Source organism: Kitasatospora purpeofusca, from assembly GCF_036010405.1.
GTDB lineage: Bacteria > Actinomycetota > Actinomycetes > Streptomycetales > Streptomycetaceae > Kitasatospora > Kitasatospora purpeofusca.
In genome coordinates this window covers 634364-648263 of record NZ_CP108561.1, presented here as the reverse complement: position 1 = coordinate 648263, position 13900 = coordinate 634364, and the positions used below count along the sequence as shown (strand labels likewise).

Genomic DNA, 13900 nt, shown 5'->3' with positions numbered 1-13900 from the left:
CATGACCACCTCCGCCCGTCCCGCCCGCCGTACACTCGGCGCCTTCGCCGCCGCCGCGGCCCTCACCGCCGGCCTTCTCGGCGTCTCCACCGCGACCGCCCCGCCGGCCCGGGCCGCCGCCTGCACCGGCACCTCCGGCGTCACCGTGGTCGTCGACTTCACCGCCCTCGGTGGCGGCATCGAGACCGGCTGTGCTTCGGGAGACCCGGCCAGCGGCCTCGCCGCGCTGACCGGCGCCGGTTTCTCCTACTCCTTCCACCCGCGTTTCCCGGGCTTCGTCTGCAAGATCAACACCCTGCCGACGACCTGCACCAACCCCACCGGCACCGCCTACTGGTCGTACTGGCACGCCGCGCACGGCGGCCCGTGGTCCTACAGCAACCTCGGCGCGGGCTCCTACAACCCGGCTCCGGGCGAGGTCGAGGGCTGGTCCTTCGGCGCCGGTGCCCAGCCGGGCATCACCGCGCCCTGACCTCGGACCGGCTCGGCGGGTTCTCCGTACGGACGCTCGGCCGGGGGGTCGGCCGGGCGTTCCCACGGCGCTGCTACGGTGTTTTGCCCTACCGGCCGGGCGTCTTCGGGGCCTCCAGCTCGACGTGGTGGACGCTGAAGCCGCCCCGCAGCACCGGGGCGAACGGGGCAGGGGCCATGCAGGTGCCGACCACCGGCTGGTAGGGCTGCTGGTCGGGGCCCATGTCGAGGTTGGCCACGCCCCAGGAGAAGCCGAGGCGGTCGCCGTCGCGGCCGCGGCCCTGGTAGACGCTCAGACCGATCCTTTCGTTGGCATTTCCGATGTCCGAGGTGGTGACGACGGCGGTCACGGTGGCGACCGGCCCGCCGGTGCTCAGGCAGTCCACCTCGGCCACGGCGTTGTAGACGACCCCGGTGGCGGCCACGCGGTGGGAGTAGTGGATCGTGCCGACGGCGTCGGTGGGCAGTCCGTCGGGCGCTTTGGTGCCCGGGAGGGGGCGGGAGTACGGCTTCGCCCGGGCGTCGACGGTGAACCAGATCTCGTCGTCGGGGGAGAAGGCGTACGAGACCCGGGCCTTGCCGCTGACGCTCGCCGGCCGCGCGGCCCGGCCGTCGTGGCCCTCGCGGCCTTCGGACCCGGAGCCGCCGACGGACAGGGCATCGGCGGAGGCCGGCGCGACGCCCGTGAGCGCCGCGAGGGCCAGCCCGGCGGCAGCGGTGGCCCGCGCCGTCCGGACGGCGGCACGGTTGCGGGTGCGGATGCGGGTACGAATGCGGAACATGGTGGGTCTCCCTCCCCGGCGGCCCGGTCGGCCGCCCTCTCGATGCCCCCGATCCTGGTCGACGCACCCCCACCCGCACATGTGCCGATCGGCACATTTACCGAGCTCACCCGCCCGCTCCACCCCTGCCGAACGACAGGGCCGGATCCGACGGCCCGTCAGCCGGTCGCCACCGGAACGCCGTCCGGGCGGCCGTCCAGCAGCGCGGCCACGTGGTCGGCGCAGCGGACGGCGGCCTCGGCCATGGCACTTCGGGTCGTCCCGGCGACGTGCGGCGTCAGCAGGGCGTTCGGGAGTCCGAACAGCGGTGAGTCGAAAGCCGCGTGCTCGTGCTCGAAGGTGTCGACGGCCGCTGCCGCGAGCGGGTGCCCGGGATCGCGCAGGGCGTCGGCCAGGGCCCACTCGTCGACGATCCCGCCCCGGGCGGTGTTCAGCAGGATCGCGCCCGGCCGCAGCAGCGCCAGCTCGCGGCGGCCGATCAGCCCCCGGGTGCCTGCGGTGAGCGGCAGGTGGACGGAGACCACGTCGCTGGTCGCCAGCAGTGCGGTGAGGGAGTCCGCCCGTCGGAGACCGTGCCCCCCGGCCGGGCCGCGACCGAGGCCCTGGACGGTCAGGCCGAGGGCGCGGGCCCGTCCGGCCAGTGCGCGGCCGATCCGGCCCGGGCCGAGGATGCCGAGGGTCAGTTCGGACAGCGCCCGGGCCGGTGCCGCCGGACTGCGCCAATCACCTTGGTGCGCAGCCGTGTTGTGGCCGACCAGGTCCCGGGTCAGGGCGAGCAGCTGGGCCAGGGCGAACTCGGCGACCGCGTCGGCGTTGGACCCGGGCGTGTGGGTGACCACGACTCCGTGGCGGGCGGCCGCGGCGAGGTCGACGTGATCGGTGCCCGCCCCGGCCCGGCCGATCACCCGCAGTGGTCCGGCGGCGGTGCCGGCCGCCCCGGAAGCGGTGGCGTCACCGGCCGCGGCGGCGAGGAACGCGGCGCGCAACGGCACCCCGGCCCGGGACTTGACGGCCTGGTGCCCGCCGTCGCGGAGGGTCTCGGCGATCAGGGTCGCCTCGTCGAAGGGGTCGAAGTCGGTGAACCCCACGCGCCCGCCCCAGGCGGCCCGCGCGGTCGCCCGGTCGGTGACCCGCCGCAGGTTCAGGGTGACGGCAAGGCCGTGGCCGAGCAGGCGCTCCAGTTCCACGCCGAGCAGGTCACCGGGCGCCGCGTCCAGCAACAGGATCCGCTGCCGCTCCAACACGCCCCCGTTCCCGTTCCCGGCCGGAGCCGCACGAGCGCGGTACGGCGCGCGGCTGTCGGCGGATGATCATCGCCACTGCCAAGCTACAGCGGACCGGGGGGCTTGCGACAAGACCCCGGTGACGTCGGAGAGTCACACACCGGGGCCGGAACGGCGCTGCGGAGGCACCGGAGAACCGGAAGCGGGAGGGGAGCGGGACGCCCGTTGTGCGTCGGCGTCGGAACTCTTCGCGGTGGTTCGGTTGCCGTCCGCGTTCCTGCTGTCAGCCCGCTGCCGCGTCCGTCGCCCGGCCGAGCCGGGAAGACTGACCGGGTCCGCGAGAGTAAAACGGGATAAAGCGAATGAAACGCCCCATGTCGGGTACCAGAACCGATGGAGCAGCCGCACAGCACCGCAGGCTGCTCCCGCGCCCATGTCGGGCGCCACCTGGACCGTGGCTTTGAAGAAGCCGGGCAGAGGTCTTCGGGAAGAGGGGCCGCAGTGCGCGGGCGATCACGCCCACCCCTCCCGCGGTCCGAGGCGTTCCCGCTGCCCAGGAGAATCGCCGTGTCCACAACCATTGCGGGAACCGGCCCCCGGACCGGCCCGCCGCCCGTCTCCTCCGACGTCCCGCAGGTCGTATCCCTGGCCGACCTGCCCCCGGTCGACCTGCCTCCGGACATCCCCCCGCGCCCCAGTGAGGCGCAGTTGCGCGCCATGGGCAAGACCGAGGCGCGCCGACTGAGCGACGCGCTCTTCGACCGCCTCGCCGGGCTGGCCCGCGAGACCCACGCCTACAGCTACGTGCGCGGCACCATCATCGAACTCAACATGCCGCTGGTGCGGTTCATCGCCGGCCGCTTCCGTCACCGCCGCGAGGACATGGACGACATCCTCCAGGTCGGCACCGTCGGCCTGATCAAGGCGGTCGACGGTTACGACCCCGGGCGCGGCGTCGAGTTCGTCACCTACGCCATCCCCACCATTGCCGGTGAGGTCAAGCGGTTCTTCCGGGACACCTCCTGGCCGGTGCGGGTGCCGCGCCGGATGCAGGAGTGCTACCTCAGGGTCGCGCGCGGCTCGGACCGGCTGGAGCAGGAACTCGGCCGGCTGCCGCACCCCGAGGAGATCGCGGAGGCGCTCGACCTCGGCGTGGAGGAGGTCGTCGAGGGCCTGATCGCCGGCCGGGTCTACCGGCCCGACTCCCTCGACGCCTTGCGCGAGCAGGACACCGACGAGTCCGGCAGCGCACTGCTGGACCGGCTCGGGGCCTGCGACCCGGGCATCGAACTCGCCGAGTTCCGTACCGCCGTCCGACCCCTGCTCGGGCAACTGCCCCGGCGTGAGCAGCTGGTGCTCGAACTGCGGTTCTGGGAGGACCGGACGCAGTCCGAGATCGCCGAGCGGATCGGCGTCTCCCAGATGCACGTGTCCAGACTGCTCTCCACCACCCTCGCGCTTCTGCGCGGACAGCTGGACGACCGCGACGCGCCCGGTTGGAGCGACGTCCCGTCCGACCCCGACGCCCGGTCCGACCCCGAGGGCCCGCCCGGGCCCGGCACCTGCCGGGACCGCGGGCCCGCGTGAGAACGTGCCGACCCTGGTGGCCCGGAACCTCCGAGGGCCCCGAACCCCCTAGAAGCCGACAACCTGCCCCCGTCCCCGTGTTTCCGGCCCCCCGCAGCGGTTAGCCGCTCTGTGGGGGGCCGCCGGTACGAAGGAGCACGAAGGAGGAGGAGAGCGCGTCGGCTGCGCCAGGTTCTCCGGCCCCCGGACCCGACTCCGGGACCGGCCGTCCGCCCAGAACGAAGAGGCCGAGTACGAAGAGGCCGAGCACGAAGAGGGACCGTCATGAGCCGCCGCCCGCCCCGACCGCCCGCCGCCGGCACCGCGACCGCCCCGGACCGTCCGGTCGGACTCACCACCCACGCCCGGCCGTGGGCCGACGGCACCGTACTCACCCTGAACGGCGAGCTCGACCTCGACTCCGTCGCCGTGCTGCGCGAGGCGCTCGACCCGGCGCTGGCCCCCCCGGCACGGTCGTCCTGATCGACTGCGGCGACCTCGCCTTCTGCGACTCCACCGGCCTGTCCGAACTGCTCGACGCCGCCATCAGGGCGCGCGAGCACGGCAGCCGGATCGAACTCGCCCGCCCCCGGCCGATCGTCCGCCGTGTCCTCGAACTCACCGGTGCCACCGACGCGTTCCCCGTCCGCGACGGCTTGCCGTGACCGCCACGCCCCGCCCGGAGCACCCGGGCCGGGGCACGACTGTCCTCTCCGAGGAGGCGGCGCTCCTCGACGTCGACGGAACGTTGCTGGGGATCACCTTTTTGCACACCCTCGCCTGACGGGGGCGCTGCGACCGGACGACCGTGCCGTCCCCGGGCTGGTAAGAGGCGGGGTTCACCCGATCGTGGAGCCGGCGCGGGATTGCGGAGGCGGTGGGGCGATGCCGGGGCGAAACGGTGCGGCGGCGTTCAAGGGCCGCCGTTCGGGGAACCCGCAGGGCCGGGGACCAGGTGGCGCACGAGAAGAGGGAGACCGGCGGGATGAGGCAGCAAGGACGACGGATCGTGGCCGGAGCACGCGCCCGGGGGCTGGTGGTACGCGGGCGGGTGTGGGCGGTGACGAGCGGGACGCGCCCACGGGCCCTGCCCGCGCTGGGACTCCTGCCGCCGGTGCTGCTGGCCGGAGGGCTCGCCGCCGAGCCGGCGCCGGTGCTGTGGGCGCTGATCGGAGGCTGGGTACTGGCCCTCGGCCTGGCCGGGCTGCTGCTCCGGCGACCGGCCGGGAGCGGTGGCCGGATCCGCGCCGTGCGCCGTTCCGGCGGCGTGAACGGACGGTGAGGCGGCTGCCACCGGCCGCCCGGGGACCGTTGTCCGCAGCCGTGCTGGACCTGGTCAGGGCCGGCCCGACCGACGGGCCCGCCCACCCGGAACCGGCCGGTGGCGGCGACCCCTGGGGCGCTCAGTTGCCGGCGGCCGCCATGGTCTCGCGCACCGACAGCAGGCACGGATCGCAGTAGCGGTCCGGCGCCCCGAGGGGTGTCTCCATGCCGTTCGGCACGACCCGGCGGGACAGCTCCAGCGACTGCCCGCAGAGCGCCGTCGACGCGTCGTCCTTCGACACCACGTGCCACATCAGACCCGACGGCTCCTCCGCCGCATCGGTCTCGGCCCACATCTCGTACACGACTGCCTCCCTGAGCAGGGGTTCGGGCTCTCCCATGCAATCCCGGGCCGGGCCGGTCGGCCACCGGGTGGCACCCAGTGGGACGGTTCGGGGGTGTCGAGGTTTGAGGTTCGGGGGGTTGCCGGCGGGCGGTCGGGCCAGGCGCGCGGTCGGGCCCGGGGAGCGGCGGTACTCCCGCGCCGCCCCCCGGGCCCGTCCCCGTCGGTGACCAGGGGGCGGCTCCGTGTGCGGCCGGAAGTGTGCGGCCGGAGGCGTCCGGCCGGAAGGGCTGGGCCGGAACCCCGGGCGGATCCGCCGGGCCTCCCGGACTGCGGCGGTTGTTCGGCGGTTCACCGGGTAGGCGTCGTGCGTGGAGCACTTCGAACCCCCGGCGGACGGCAGCGACGACGCGGCCGACGCGTCGGCGTACGACATCTGCGACCACTGCGGCCTGGCCGTCCTCGCTCAGGACCTGCTCGGCGCGCTCGTCCCGGACTCCTCCGCCGTTCACGCCTCCGATCCGGAGCTCGACGGCAAGCGGGTCGTCACGGCGTGTTCGGCCGGGCACCTGGCCATGCTGGTGGAGGTCTACCGCAGCCGCCCCTTCGTTCCCGAGGAACAGTACGCGGGCAAGGTCAGCCGCACCCTCGCCGACTACGACGAGCCGGTGCCGCTCAGTGTGGTCGCCGCCCTCTGCGGCCTGTCCGAGCAGCAGGCCCAGCAGGGCGTGGACTGGCACAACGCCCGCGCCCGCGAGTGGCGCGCCCAGTACGGCGACCCCGAGAACCTCGGCCACTCGGAGGGCCTCGGCGACCCGGAGGACCCCGGCGGCGACCTCCCGGACCGATGACAGCACGCCGGCCCGGCGACAGCACATCGCCCGGCCCGTCGCCCCCACCCCCGGGGGCGATCGATCCGGAGGAGAACCCTGCTCCGAGCGAGGTCGACCCCGCGGGCTACGACCTCCTGCTGGTCCCGGCGGCACGGACAACGCCGACGCCCTCCGTCTGCACGGGAGGCGGTCGAGTTCGTGCGTGCCTTCAGCGGCAGTGGCCGTCCGATCGCCGCCACCTGCCACGGTTCGTCACTGCTGGCCGAAACCGCGCTCGGCGCCGAACGCGGTTTTCACCCGTGCAGCCCGATTCCGGGGCCTCCGGGCGGGTACGGGACCGCCCGTCCGTCCCCCGAACGCGCCCCCGGAGGCATCCGTGCCCGACATGAACGGCCCCTACAAGCCCGGCACCCCGTGCTGGATCGACCTGATGGTGCCCGACCAGCAGGCGGCCCTCGACTTCTACGGCGAGGTGTTCGGCTGGCAGGGCGAGATCGGGCCCGCCGAGCAGGGCGGGTACTCGGTCTGCACGCTGAAGGGCAAGCCGGTCGCGGGGATCATGAAGGCGATGAACCCGGACGGCACCGTCCCCGACCCGATGCCGCCGACGGTGTGGACCACGTACCTGTCCACGGACTCCCTCGACGGCGCCCTCAAGACCGTCACCGACGCGGGCGGCTCGGTCGTGGTGGGGCCGATGGACGTCATGGACCTCGGGCGGATGGCCGTCATCGCCGACCCGACCGGGGCCGTCGTCGGCCTCTGGCAGCCGGGGACCTTCGACGGCGCGGGCATCGTCAACGAGCACGGCGCGCTCATCTGGAACGAGCTCGCCACCCGCGACCGCGCGGCGGCCGCCGCCTTCTACTCCGCGGTGCTGCCGGTCACCGCCGGCCGCTCCGAGGCGCCCGGTGCCGAGGGCTACATCGAGTTCCAGGTCGACGGCCGCGCGGTCGGCGGGATGATGGACCTGTCCACCTTCCCGCCGGGAGTCCCGCCGCACTGGCAGCCGTACTTCAACGTGGACGACGTCGACGCGATCCAGGCGGCCGTCGTCCGCGCCGGCGGCACCGTCCTCACCCCGGCCTTCGACATGGCCACCAACCGGCTGGCCGTCCTCGCCGATCCGCAGGGCGGGGCGTTCTCGGTGATCACCTGGCCGACGCCGGAGGACCCGGTCGGCTGACGGCGGCAAGCCGTGCGGCCCCGGTGCCAGGCCTGGTACCGGGGCCGCACGACGTGGTGGGCCCGAATCAGTCCGGCGCCGGCGCTCCGGCTGGTCCGCCCGGGTCGGTCCCGGCGTACTCGGGTCCGTCCGCCGGGCCCTTGTCCTCGTCGCTCTCCGTCGTCCGCGGGCGTCAGTCCTTGCCCGCGTCCTTGATCTTCTCGGCGGCCTGCTTGAGGTCGCTCTTCATCTGAGTGCCGCGGCCCTTGGCTTCCATCGTCCCGTCGCCCGTCGCCCGTCCGGCGACCTCCTTGGCCTTGCCACGGGCCTTCTCGGCCATGTTGCGCATCTTGTCGTCGGTGGCCATGGTCCTGCCTCCCTTCGCTGGACGGGCCGGTGCCCGCCCGAGCCGCGTCTGCCCCCGCCGGGCCGTTCCATGCGTCTGCCCGGCAGCGGAACGGCGGCGGTCGGGACCGGCCTCGGCGGCGACCTCCCCGGCCCCGGTCCCGACTCGGTCCACCGGCCTCCGGTCGGTCCGGTCGCCGCGGTGGCGGCGCAGGTGGAGCATCGGCAGCAGCAGCCAGCAGGCCGCGAACCAGGCCATCACCCCTGCCACGATCCAGGCGGCCGCCGCGCTCCCGGTGGCGACCCGCAGCAGCAGGAGCAGTGCGGAGCCGACGGTCAGCGCCAACAGCAGCAGGCCGACCACGACCAGCTGGGCCGCGGCGTCGACCAGCTGCGGCTTGAGCCGGTGGCCGGCGAAGAGCCGGTGGTAGGAGACCGGTGCGGCGAGCGCGCCGGTGGCCAGCGCGCCGAGGACCACGGTGACCACGTAGAGGCCCCGGTCGAAGTCGCCCAACTGGGCGAAGCGGGGCATGAAGGCGACACTCAGCAGGAAGCCGAACAGGATCTGCGAGCCGGTCTGCGCGACCCGCACCTCCTGGAGCAGGTCGTTCCACCGGCGGTCGGCGCGCTCGTCGGCGGACTCCCGCCGCCCCGTGCGGGTCGCGGCGGGGTCCTGCGGCCCGGTCGTGCCCGGTGGCATCCTGCTCACCTCCGCCCCGGGTTCACTTCGCGTGTAGCCGCACCGGGCCCGGGTAAACGCGCGGCATGGACGTGACGACCCGGCCACCGCCGGGGAAGCCCTGCCGGACGGGCCACCGGCCGGTGGCCGCCGTCCGTGCGGTCCGACGGGCCGCGCGGCATCATGGTCCGGACGGCACGAGGCCGTTCCGACCGGACCGGGAGCCAGCCATGCATCTGTCCGCCGGGGATGCCGGGGGAGCGGGCGACGATCGGGACGAGGGGGAGCTGCGCATCGACGTGCGGCGCGCCGGACCGGTGCGGATCGTGTCCGTCGGGGGAGAGCTCGACCGCGACTCCGCGGACGGGCTGCTCGCGGCGCTCGCCGGGCTGCCGGAGGAGGGCCTGACCCGGATCCTGGTGGACCTCGCCGAGCTGAGCTTCTGCGACTCGACCGGGCTGAACATCCTGCTGCGGGCCCGGCAGGACGCCGAACGGGCCGGTGTCCTGCTGGAGCTCGCGGGGCCGCGCCCCGTCGTGGTCCGGCTGCTCGCGCTCACCGGGGCGGACACCGTCCTGAGGGTCCGTCCCAGCGTCGCCCTCGCCCTGGCGGCGGACGACAGCCGGCAGGACGCCGACCCGACCGACCCGACCGACCCGACCGACCCGACCGACCCGACCGACCCGGACGACCCGGACGAACCCACCCGTCCCCCCGGACCTGCGGCACCCGAGTGCCCGTGATGAACGGCTACGGAGCCACCGCGCCGGATCGGGACCAGACCCGGCGGCTGCCCCTGAGCAGCAGCGAGGGCGCCGTGCAGCGGTGCCGGGACTTCAGCCGCGAGGCCCTGCTCGACTGGCACTGGCTGGCCGTCGACGGCGCGGACTGGCCCGACGAGGAGCAGGTGGCCGTCTTCGAGGACGTCCTGCTGATGGTCTCCGAACTGGTCACCAACGCCTGCCTGCACGCGCCCGGCGGGCCGCGCGAGCTGCGGCTGCGCTGGGACACCGTCCGCCTCCGGGTAGAGGTCAGCGACGCCAGCCCGGTCCCGCCGGAGCTGCGCCCGTTCGCCGACCCGGCGCAGCCGGGCGGCCACGGCCTGCGGGTGGTCGACCGGCTCGCCCGCGCCTGGGGCTCGCGCCCCGAGGACGGCGGCAAGGAGGTCTGGCTGGAGGTGCCGTCCCCCTTGGAGTACCGCTCCTGAGATTGTCGCCTCAGCCCCGAGTGCGTCCGCCCTCGCCCTCGACGCCGCCGGTGCCCCCGGTGTCGGCCCCGGTGCCCGCCGACGGGTGGCCGAGGTCGGCCCACACGGAGACGTGGTCACGCTCCAGGACCAGCCGCACGCGGTGCGCCAGGCCCAGTGACTCGGTGAACTCGCGCGGCAGTTGGAGCCGGCCGACGCGGTCCAGCACGGTGTACTCCTGGGCGGTGAGCGCGCCGTCTGTGCCGGTGTCGGCCGTGTGGCGCAGCACCTCGGTGGAGGTGCGCCCGTCGCGGATCCGCACCGTGCGGCGGACCTGGTCGGCCACCAGGGCGTCGTGGGTGACGATCAGTACGGTGGTGCCCAGCTCGGTGTTGGCGGTGCGCAGGGCGGCGAAGATCTCCTCCGAGGTCGCCGTGTCCAGTTCGCCGGTGGGTTCGTCCGCGAGCAGCAGCCGGGGTTCGTTGGCCAGGGCGACGGCGATCGCCACCCGCTGCTGCTCGCCGCCGGAGAGCCCGGCCGGGGTGCGGTCGGCGGCCGGGGCGATGCCCATCAGGTCGAGCAGTTCCACTGCCCGGGCGGCGCGACGGCGGCGCGGCACGCCGATGTAGCCCATCGGCAGCTGCACGTTCTCGCGCGCCGTCAGGTAGGGCAGCAGGTTGCGTGCGGTCTGCTGCTGGATCACCCCGACGGTCCGGCGCCGGTAGGCGGTCCGCTCGCGGCGCTTGAGCCCGCCCAGGTCGGTACCGGCCACCTCGACGGTTCCGGCGCTGGGGGTGTCCAGGCCGGCCAGGATGCCGAGCAGGGTGGACTTGCCGGAGCCGGAGGCGCCGACCAGGGCCGTCAACTCGCCCTCCCGCACGGTCAGGTCGAGCCCCTGCAGGGCCTGCACCTCGACGCCGTCACGGGCGCGGGTGCCGGTGCGGTAGATCCGCACCAGGCTCTGGCACGCCACCATCGGCCGGTCGGTCCCGGGTGCGGGCGGCCGTTCGGCATCGGATACGGGTCCTCCGGTCCCGGTCCCGGTCCCGGACGCGGGTCCTCCGGTCCCGGTCCCGATCCAGGTCCCGGCGGACGCGGGTCGTTCGTTCGGTCGGACGGTCACAGTGCCTCCCCCAGTCGCAGCACGGCGCCCAGTCCGCGCCGGCGGCTGATCGCCGCCTCCAGGACGGCAGCCGCCGTCATCACTACGACCAGCGCGAGGCCGAGGCCCGCGGTGATCGTCCAGTCGATGTGCACGGCGGGCTCGAACGGCCCGCCGGTGAGTGCCCCCAGCCGCAGGCCGGAGCCGAGCGCGGCGGGCAGCAGCAGGCCGAGCGCGGTGCCGCCGACCGCCGCCGCCAGCACCAGCGGCAGCAGCTGGAGCAGTTGCAGCCCGAGCACCGCTCGGCTCCCGATCCCCAGGGTCCGCAGGTAGGACGTCGTCCGGGCGCGTTCGGTGGCGCTCAGCAGCAGGTCCAGGGCGAAGGTACCGAGCGCGAGCAGCAGGCCGAGCGCGGTGGTGGCCCGGAAGGCGAGCCGGGCCGAGCGGGCCAGCCCGTCCGCGCGCAGCGCGTTGAGCTCCTCGCCCCGGTCGCGGAGCTCGACCTGCGGCCCGGGCACGCCGGTGGGAGCGAGCTGCACGCCGGCGGCGGCCCGCACTGCGGCCGGGTCCAGGGGCGGTCCGCCGGCGGCCGGGTAGAGCAGGAGGGCGGACGCGTGGTTCTTCTGGGCGGGCAGGCGCTCCGCGGACGGGCCGGTGAACACCAGCAGGGCGCCGGACCGGGGTCCGCCGCCGAGCACCGGCCCGAGGACCGGGTCGCGCAGCGCCTCCTCGGGCAGGGCGCCGACTACGTGGACCAGGGAGCGGCCCGTCCCCAGCGCGGTCAGTTCGAAGGTGCCGTCGGGGAACCGGGCGGCGAGTGCGGGGTCGGCCAGCGCGGTGAGCACGGGGACGTCGCCGCCGGTGCCGGTCCGCCCGACCGCCGCGTCGGCCCCGGCGGCGGCCAGCAGGGCGCGGGCCACGGGGGAGGACGGATCGGCGGCGCCCAGGGCGGCGGCGTCGAGCCCGACGAACCGGGCGCCGGGGAAGGTGGTGCCGTCGTCCTGCGCGGTGAGTTCCCCGCTCGCGCCGGTGACCGTCACCCGGTGCCCCAGGGCGGGGACCGGCGGCAGCTCGTCGGACAGCCGGTCCTTCGGCCCGACCAGGGCGACGGGTGCCCCGCCGGTGCGCCGGTCGGCGGTCTGCGTCTGCCCGTCCGCGAGGGTGCGCGGTATCAGCCCCCCGTAGACCCCGTAGCCCATGGCCAGGACCAGGACCAGCAGGGAGAGCGCGGCGGCGCCGCTCTGCGCCCCGGCCCGGGCGAGCGCCACCAGCGGGACGAGGCCGCGCGAGCGCCGTGCCGAGCGGGTCGCCCGGCGCACCAGCGGGGGCAGCAGCCGGAGCAGGACCCCCACCGTGACCAGCGCCAGGAGGACCGGTGAGAGGGCGAGCAGGGGGTCGGTGCCGGTGCCCGCGTAGGCGCCGCGGGTGCGCAGCGCGACCAGTCCGGCGGCGGCCAGGAGCACCACCAGGGCCTCCAGGACGATCCGGCGCGAGCGCGGCGCGGGCCGGGTCCGTCCGGCGGAGGCGAGCAGCACCGCGGCGGGCGCGCACCAGACCAGCACGGCGGCGACCAGGGCGGGCACCGGCGAGCCGAGGGCGGCGCCCGGCGGCGCGAGCGCGCGGCCGACCGCCCAGCCCGCCGCGACCCCGGCGCCGACCGCCACCGCGGCCTCCGCCAGCAGTCGGCCCGCGATCCGGGGCAGCCCCGCCCCGCGGGAGAGTTGCAGCGCGAAGGCGCCGGCCCGGCGGCGGGCCCCGAGCCGGGCGGCGGCGACCGCGGTGGCCACCACCATGGCGAGCAGTCCGGCGAGCGCGAAGCCCTGCAACTGCTCGGTGCGCCGACGCTGGACGGCGAAGGTGTCGAGTTCCGGGCCGAGTCGCTCGGTGACGTCGATCGACGGCACGATCTGGCCGGCCAGCATGCAGGTGTCCGCGAGGCTGGAGCCGCACAGCCGGTCCGGCCCGGCGGCGCGCAGTGCCCGCAGGGCGGACTGCATGGCGGCGGTCCCGGCCGGGGTGGCGGCCGGACCGGACCGGTCGGTGGCCGTCGGCAGCTCCCAGGCCACCTTGAGCGCGAGGCCGCGTTTCGCGATCGTCTCGATCCCGTCGGCACTGGTCAGCAGCTGGCCGTTCAGCTCCTGGCCGGGGTCCACCGCCACGGTCCACGGGGAGACCAGCATCGGGGACTGCTGCCAGAGCCGGCCCGCGCCGCGGTCGGTCCGGAAGACGCCGACCAGGACGACCGGGGCGGTCCAGCCGCGGCCCGACAGGTCGAACCTCCGGCCGACCGCCAGGCCGAGCCTCTCCCGGGTGCCCTCGGAGACCGCGACCTCGACCGGGACGGCCTCTGCGGGCGGGACGCGCAGCTCGGCCCCGGGCTGCCGCGGCGCGCGGCCCTGGAGGTACTCGACCGTGCCGCCCGGGCCGTCGGGCTGGGCGTACACCAGAGCGAAACGCGGCGGTTTGCCGTAGGGACTGGGCAGTTCGGGGCCGCTCGCCGATACGTCGAGGGTGGTGACGCGGGCCTGCGGCCGGCCGAGCACTGCGGCCAGTCCCGGACCAGCCGCGGTGCGGACCCGTTCGCCGAGCCGGTCCAGATCCCGGTCGAGCGAGCCGGTGTCCGGGGGCACCAGCCCGTCCAGCGGGACGGTGGTGGTGGCGGCGGAGACCAGTGGCACGTCCCGCTGGGCGCGGACCACCCGGTCCGCGAGCGTATCGGCCGCCAGCCGGTCGAACCTCGGCGGCCAGCTCAGCGGGACCGCTGTGAGCAGTGCGGCGAGCAGCGCGAGCACGGCCGAGACCGGCCAGGCGATCCGCGCCTCGCGGCGGATCAGGCGCAGTGTCAGCATGTGGGGCTCCCCCCGTCGAAGCGTCCGTCCTCGCGCACGCCGCGGTGGACGTCCGGGCACGGTCGGACCGCGCGCCACAGGACCGCGTGCCAC

Annotated in this window: 16 protein-coding genes; 10 read left to right on the top strand and 6 right to left on the bottom strand. The window is 75.5% G+C overall.

Going from position 1 to position 13900, the window contains the following annotated elements:
• Position 1: 1 nt before the first annotated feature.
• Positions 2-472, top strand: a complete 471-nt coding sequence (locus tag OG715_RS02970; protein WP_327063911.1) for a flagellar hook-length control protein FliK — start codon at positions 2-4, stop codon at positions 470-472.
• 88 nt (positions 473-560) lie between these two features.
• Here the strand turns inward: OG715_RS02970 and OG715_RS02965 are convergent, their stop codons facing one another.
• Together OG715_RS02965 and OG715_RS02960 are read right to left on the bottom strand one after the other, a co-directional pair.
• On the bottom strand, positions 561-1253 hold the full coding sequence (locus tag OG715_RS02965; RefSeq protein ID WP_327063910.1) for a hypothetical protein: 693 nt from the start codon (positions 1251-1253) through the stop codon (positions 561-563).
• A 158-nt stretch (positions 1254-1411) separates the two neighbouring features.
• Positions 1412-2497 (bottom strand): NAD(P)-dependent oxidoreductase, encoded by a 1086-nt coding sequence (locus tag OG715_RS02960; protein WP_327063909.1) that lies wholly within the window; start codon positions 2495-2497, stop codon positions 1412-1414.
• 546 nt (positions 2498-3043) lie between these two features.
• Here OG715_RS02960 and OG715_RS02955 point away from each other — a divergent pair.
• The 5 genes from OG715_RS02955 to OG715_RS02940 all read left to right on the top strand — a co-directional run bounded on the left by OG715_RS02955 (position 3044) and on the right by OG715_RS02940 (position 5324).
• A complete protein-coding gene (locus OG715_RS02955; protein ID WP_327063908.1) occupies positions 3044-4063 on the top strand; it encodes a SigB/SigF/SigG family RNA polymerase sigma factor in 1020 nt (339 codons plus the stop codon).
• Positions 4064-4327: 264 nt separating this feature from the next.
• Positions 4328-4525 carry an STAS domain-containing protein gene (locus OG715_RS02950; protein WP_327063907.1) on the top strand — a complete coding sequence of 66 codons (198 nt, stop codon included), beginning with the start codon at positions 4328-4330 and terminating at the stop codon, positions 4523-4525.
• Entirely contained in the window at positions 4522-4707 is a 186-nt protein-coding gene (locus OG715_RS42350; RefSeq protein WP_407661085.1) for an STAS domain-containing protein, read from the top strand. Before OG715_RS02950 ends, OG715_RS42350 begins: the two co-directional genes overlap by 4 nt.
• A complete protein-coding gene (locus OG715_RS02945) occupies positions 4704-4826 on the top strand; it encodes a hypothetical protein (protein ID WP_327063906.1) in 123 nt (40 codons plus the stop codon). Before OG715_RS42350 ends, OG715_RS02945 begins: the two co-directional genes overlap by 4 nt.
• A gap of 225 nt (positions 4827-5051) precedes the next feature.
• Entirely contained in the window at positions 5052-5324 is a 273-nt protein-coding gene (locus OG715_RS02940) for a hypothetical protein (RefSeq protein WP_327063905.1), read from the top strand.
• 121 nt (positions 5325-5445) lie between these two features.
• Here the strand turns inward: OG715_RS02940 and OG715_RS02935 are convergent, their stop codons facing one another.
• Positions 5446-5670 carry a hypothetical protein gene (locus OG715_RS02935; protein WP_266309204.1) on the bottom strand — a complete coding sequence of 75 codons (225 nt, stop codon included), beginning with the start codon at positions 5668-5670 and terminating at the stop codon, positions 5446-5448.
• 349 nt (positions 5671-6019) lie between these two features.
• Here OG715_RS02935 and OG715_RS02930 point away from each other — a divergent pair, with 349 nt between their 5' ends.
• Both OG715_RS02930 and OG715_RS02925 read left to right on the top strand, forming a co-directional pair.
• Entirely contained in the window at positions 6020-6499 is a 480-nt protein-coding gene (locus OG715_RS02930; protein ID WP_327063904.1) for a hypothetical protein, read from the top strand.
• Between the two features lie 367 nt (positions 6500-6866).
• Complete coding sequence (locus OG715_RS02925; protein ID WP_327064217.1) at positions 6867-7667, top strand: VOC family protein; 801 nt, start codon at positions 6867-6869, stop codon at positions 7665-7667.
• 172 nt (positions 7668-7839) lie between these two features.
• On the opposite strand, the gene OG715_RS02920 is transcribed toward OG715_RS02925, so the two are convergent.
• Positions 7840-8691, bottom strand: coding sequence for a DUF6328 family protein (locus tag OG715_RS02920; protein ID WP_327063903.1), 852 nt, complete (start codon positions 8689-8691; stop codon positions 7840-7842).
• A gap of 209 nt (positions 8692-8900) precedes the next feature.
• Here OG715_RS02920 and OG715_RS02915 point away from each other — a divergent pair, with 209 nt between their 5' ends.
• Positions 8901-9413 (top strand): STAS domain-containing protein, encoded by a 513-nt coding sequence (locus OG715_RS02915; protein WP_327063902.1) that lies wholly within the window; start codon positions 8901-8903, stop codon positions 9411-9413.
• Complete coding sequence (locus OG715_RS02910; RefSeq protein WP_327063901.1) at positions 9413-9877, top strand: ATP-binding protein; 465 nt, start codon at positions 9413-9415, stop codon at positions 9875-9877. Before OG715_RS02915 ends, OG715_RS02910 begins: the two co-directional genes overlap by 1 nt.
• A gap of 10 nt (positions 9878-9887) precedes the next feature.
• Here the strand turns inward: OG715_RS02910 and OG715_RS02905 are convergent, their stop codons facing one another.
• A complete protein-coding gene (locus tag OG715_RS02905) occupies positions 9888-10832 on the bottom strand; it encodes an ABC transporter ATP-binding protein (RefSeq protein ID WP_327063900.1) in 945 nt (314 codons plus the stop codon).
• A 143-nt stretch (positions 10833-10975) separates the two neighbouring features.
• Positions 10976-13807 carry a hypothetical protein gene (locus OG715_RS02900; protein ID WP_327063899.1) on the bottom strand — a complete coding sequence of 944 codons (2832 nt, stop codon included), beginning with the start codon at positions 13805-13807 and terminating at the stop codon, positions 10976-10978.
• Positions 13808-13900 lie beyond the last annotated feature (93 nt).

Coding starts and splice junctions, on each gene's coding strand:
- OG715_RS02970 (WP_327063911.1), top strand. CDS start 2: ATGACCACCTCCGCCCGTCCCGCCCGCCGTACACTCGGCGCCTTCGCC.
- OG715_RS02965 (WP_327063910.1), bottom strand. CDS start 1,253: ATGTTCCGCATTCGTACCCGCATCCGCACCCGCAACCGTGCCGCCGTC.
- OG715_RS02950 (WP_327063907.1), top strand. CDS start 4,328: ATGAGCCGCCGCCCGCCCCGACCGCCCGCCGCCGGCACCGCGACCGCC.
- OG715_RS02925 (WP_327064217.1), top strand. CDS start 6,867: ATGAACGGCCCCTACAAGCCCGGCACCCCGTGCTGGATCGACCTGATG.
- OG715_RS02920 (WP_327063903.1), bottom strand. CDS start 8,691: ATGCCACCGGGCACGACCGGGCCGCAGGACCCCGCCGCGACCCGCACG.
- OG715_RS02915 (WP_327063902.1), top strand. CDS start 8,901: ATGCATCTGTCCGCCGGGGATGCCGGGGGAGCGGGCGACGATCGGGAC.
- OG715_RS02910 (WP_327063901.1), top strand. CDS start 9,413: ATGAACGGCTACGGAGCCACCGCGCCGGATCGGGACCAGACCCGGCGG.
- OG715_RS02905 (WP_327063900.1), bottom strand. CDS start 10,832: ATGGTGGCGTGCCAGAGCCTGGTGCGGATCTACCGCACCGGCACCCGC.
- OG715_RS02900 (WP_327063899.1), bottom strand. CDS start 13,807: ATGCTGACACTGCGCCTGATCCGCCGCGAGGCGCGGATCGCCTGGCCG.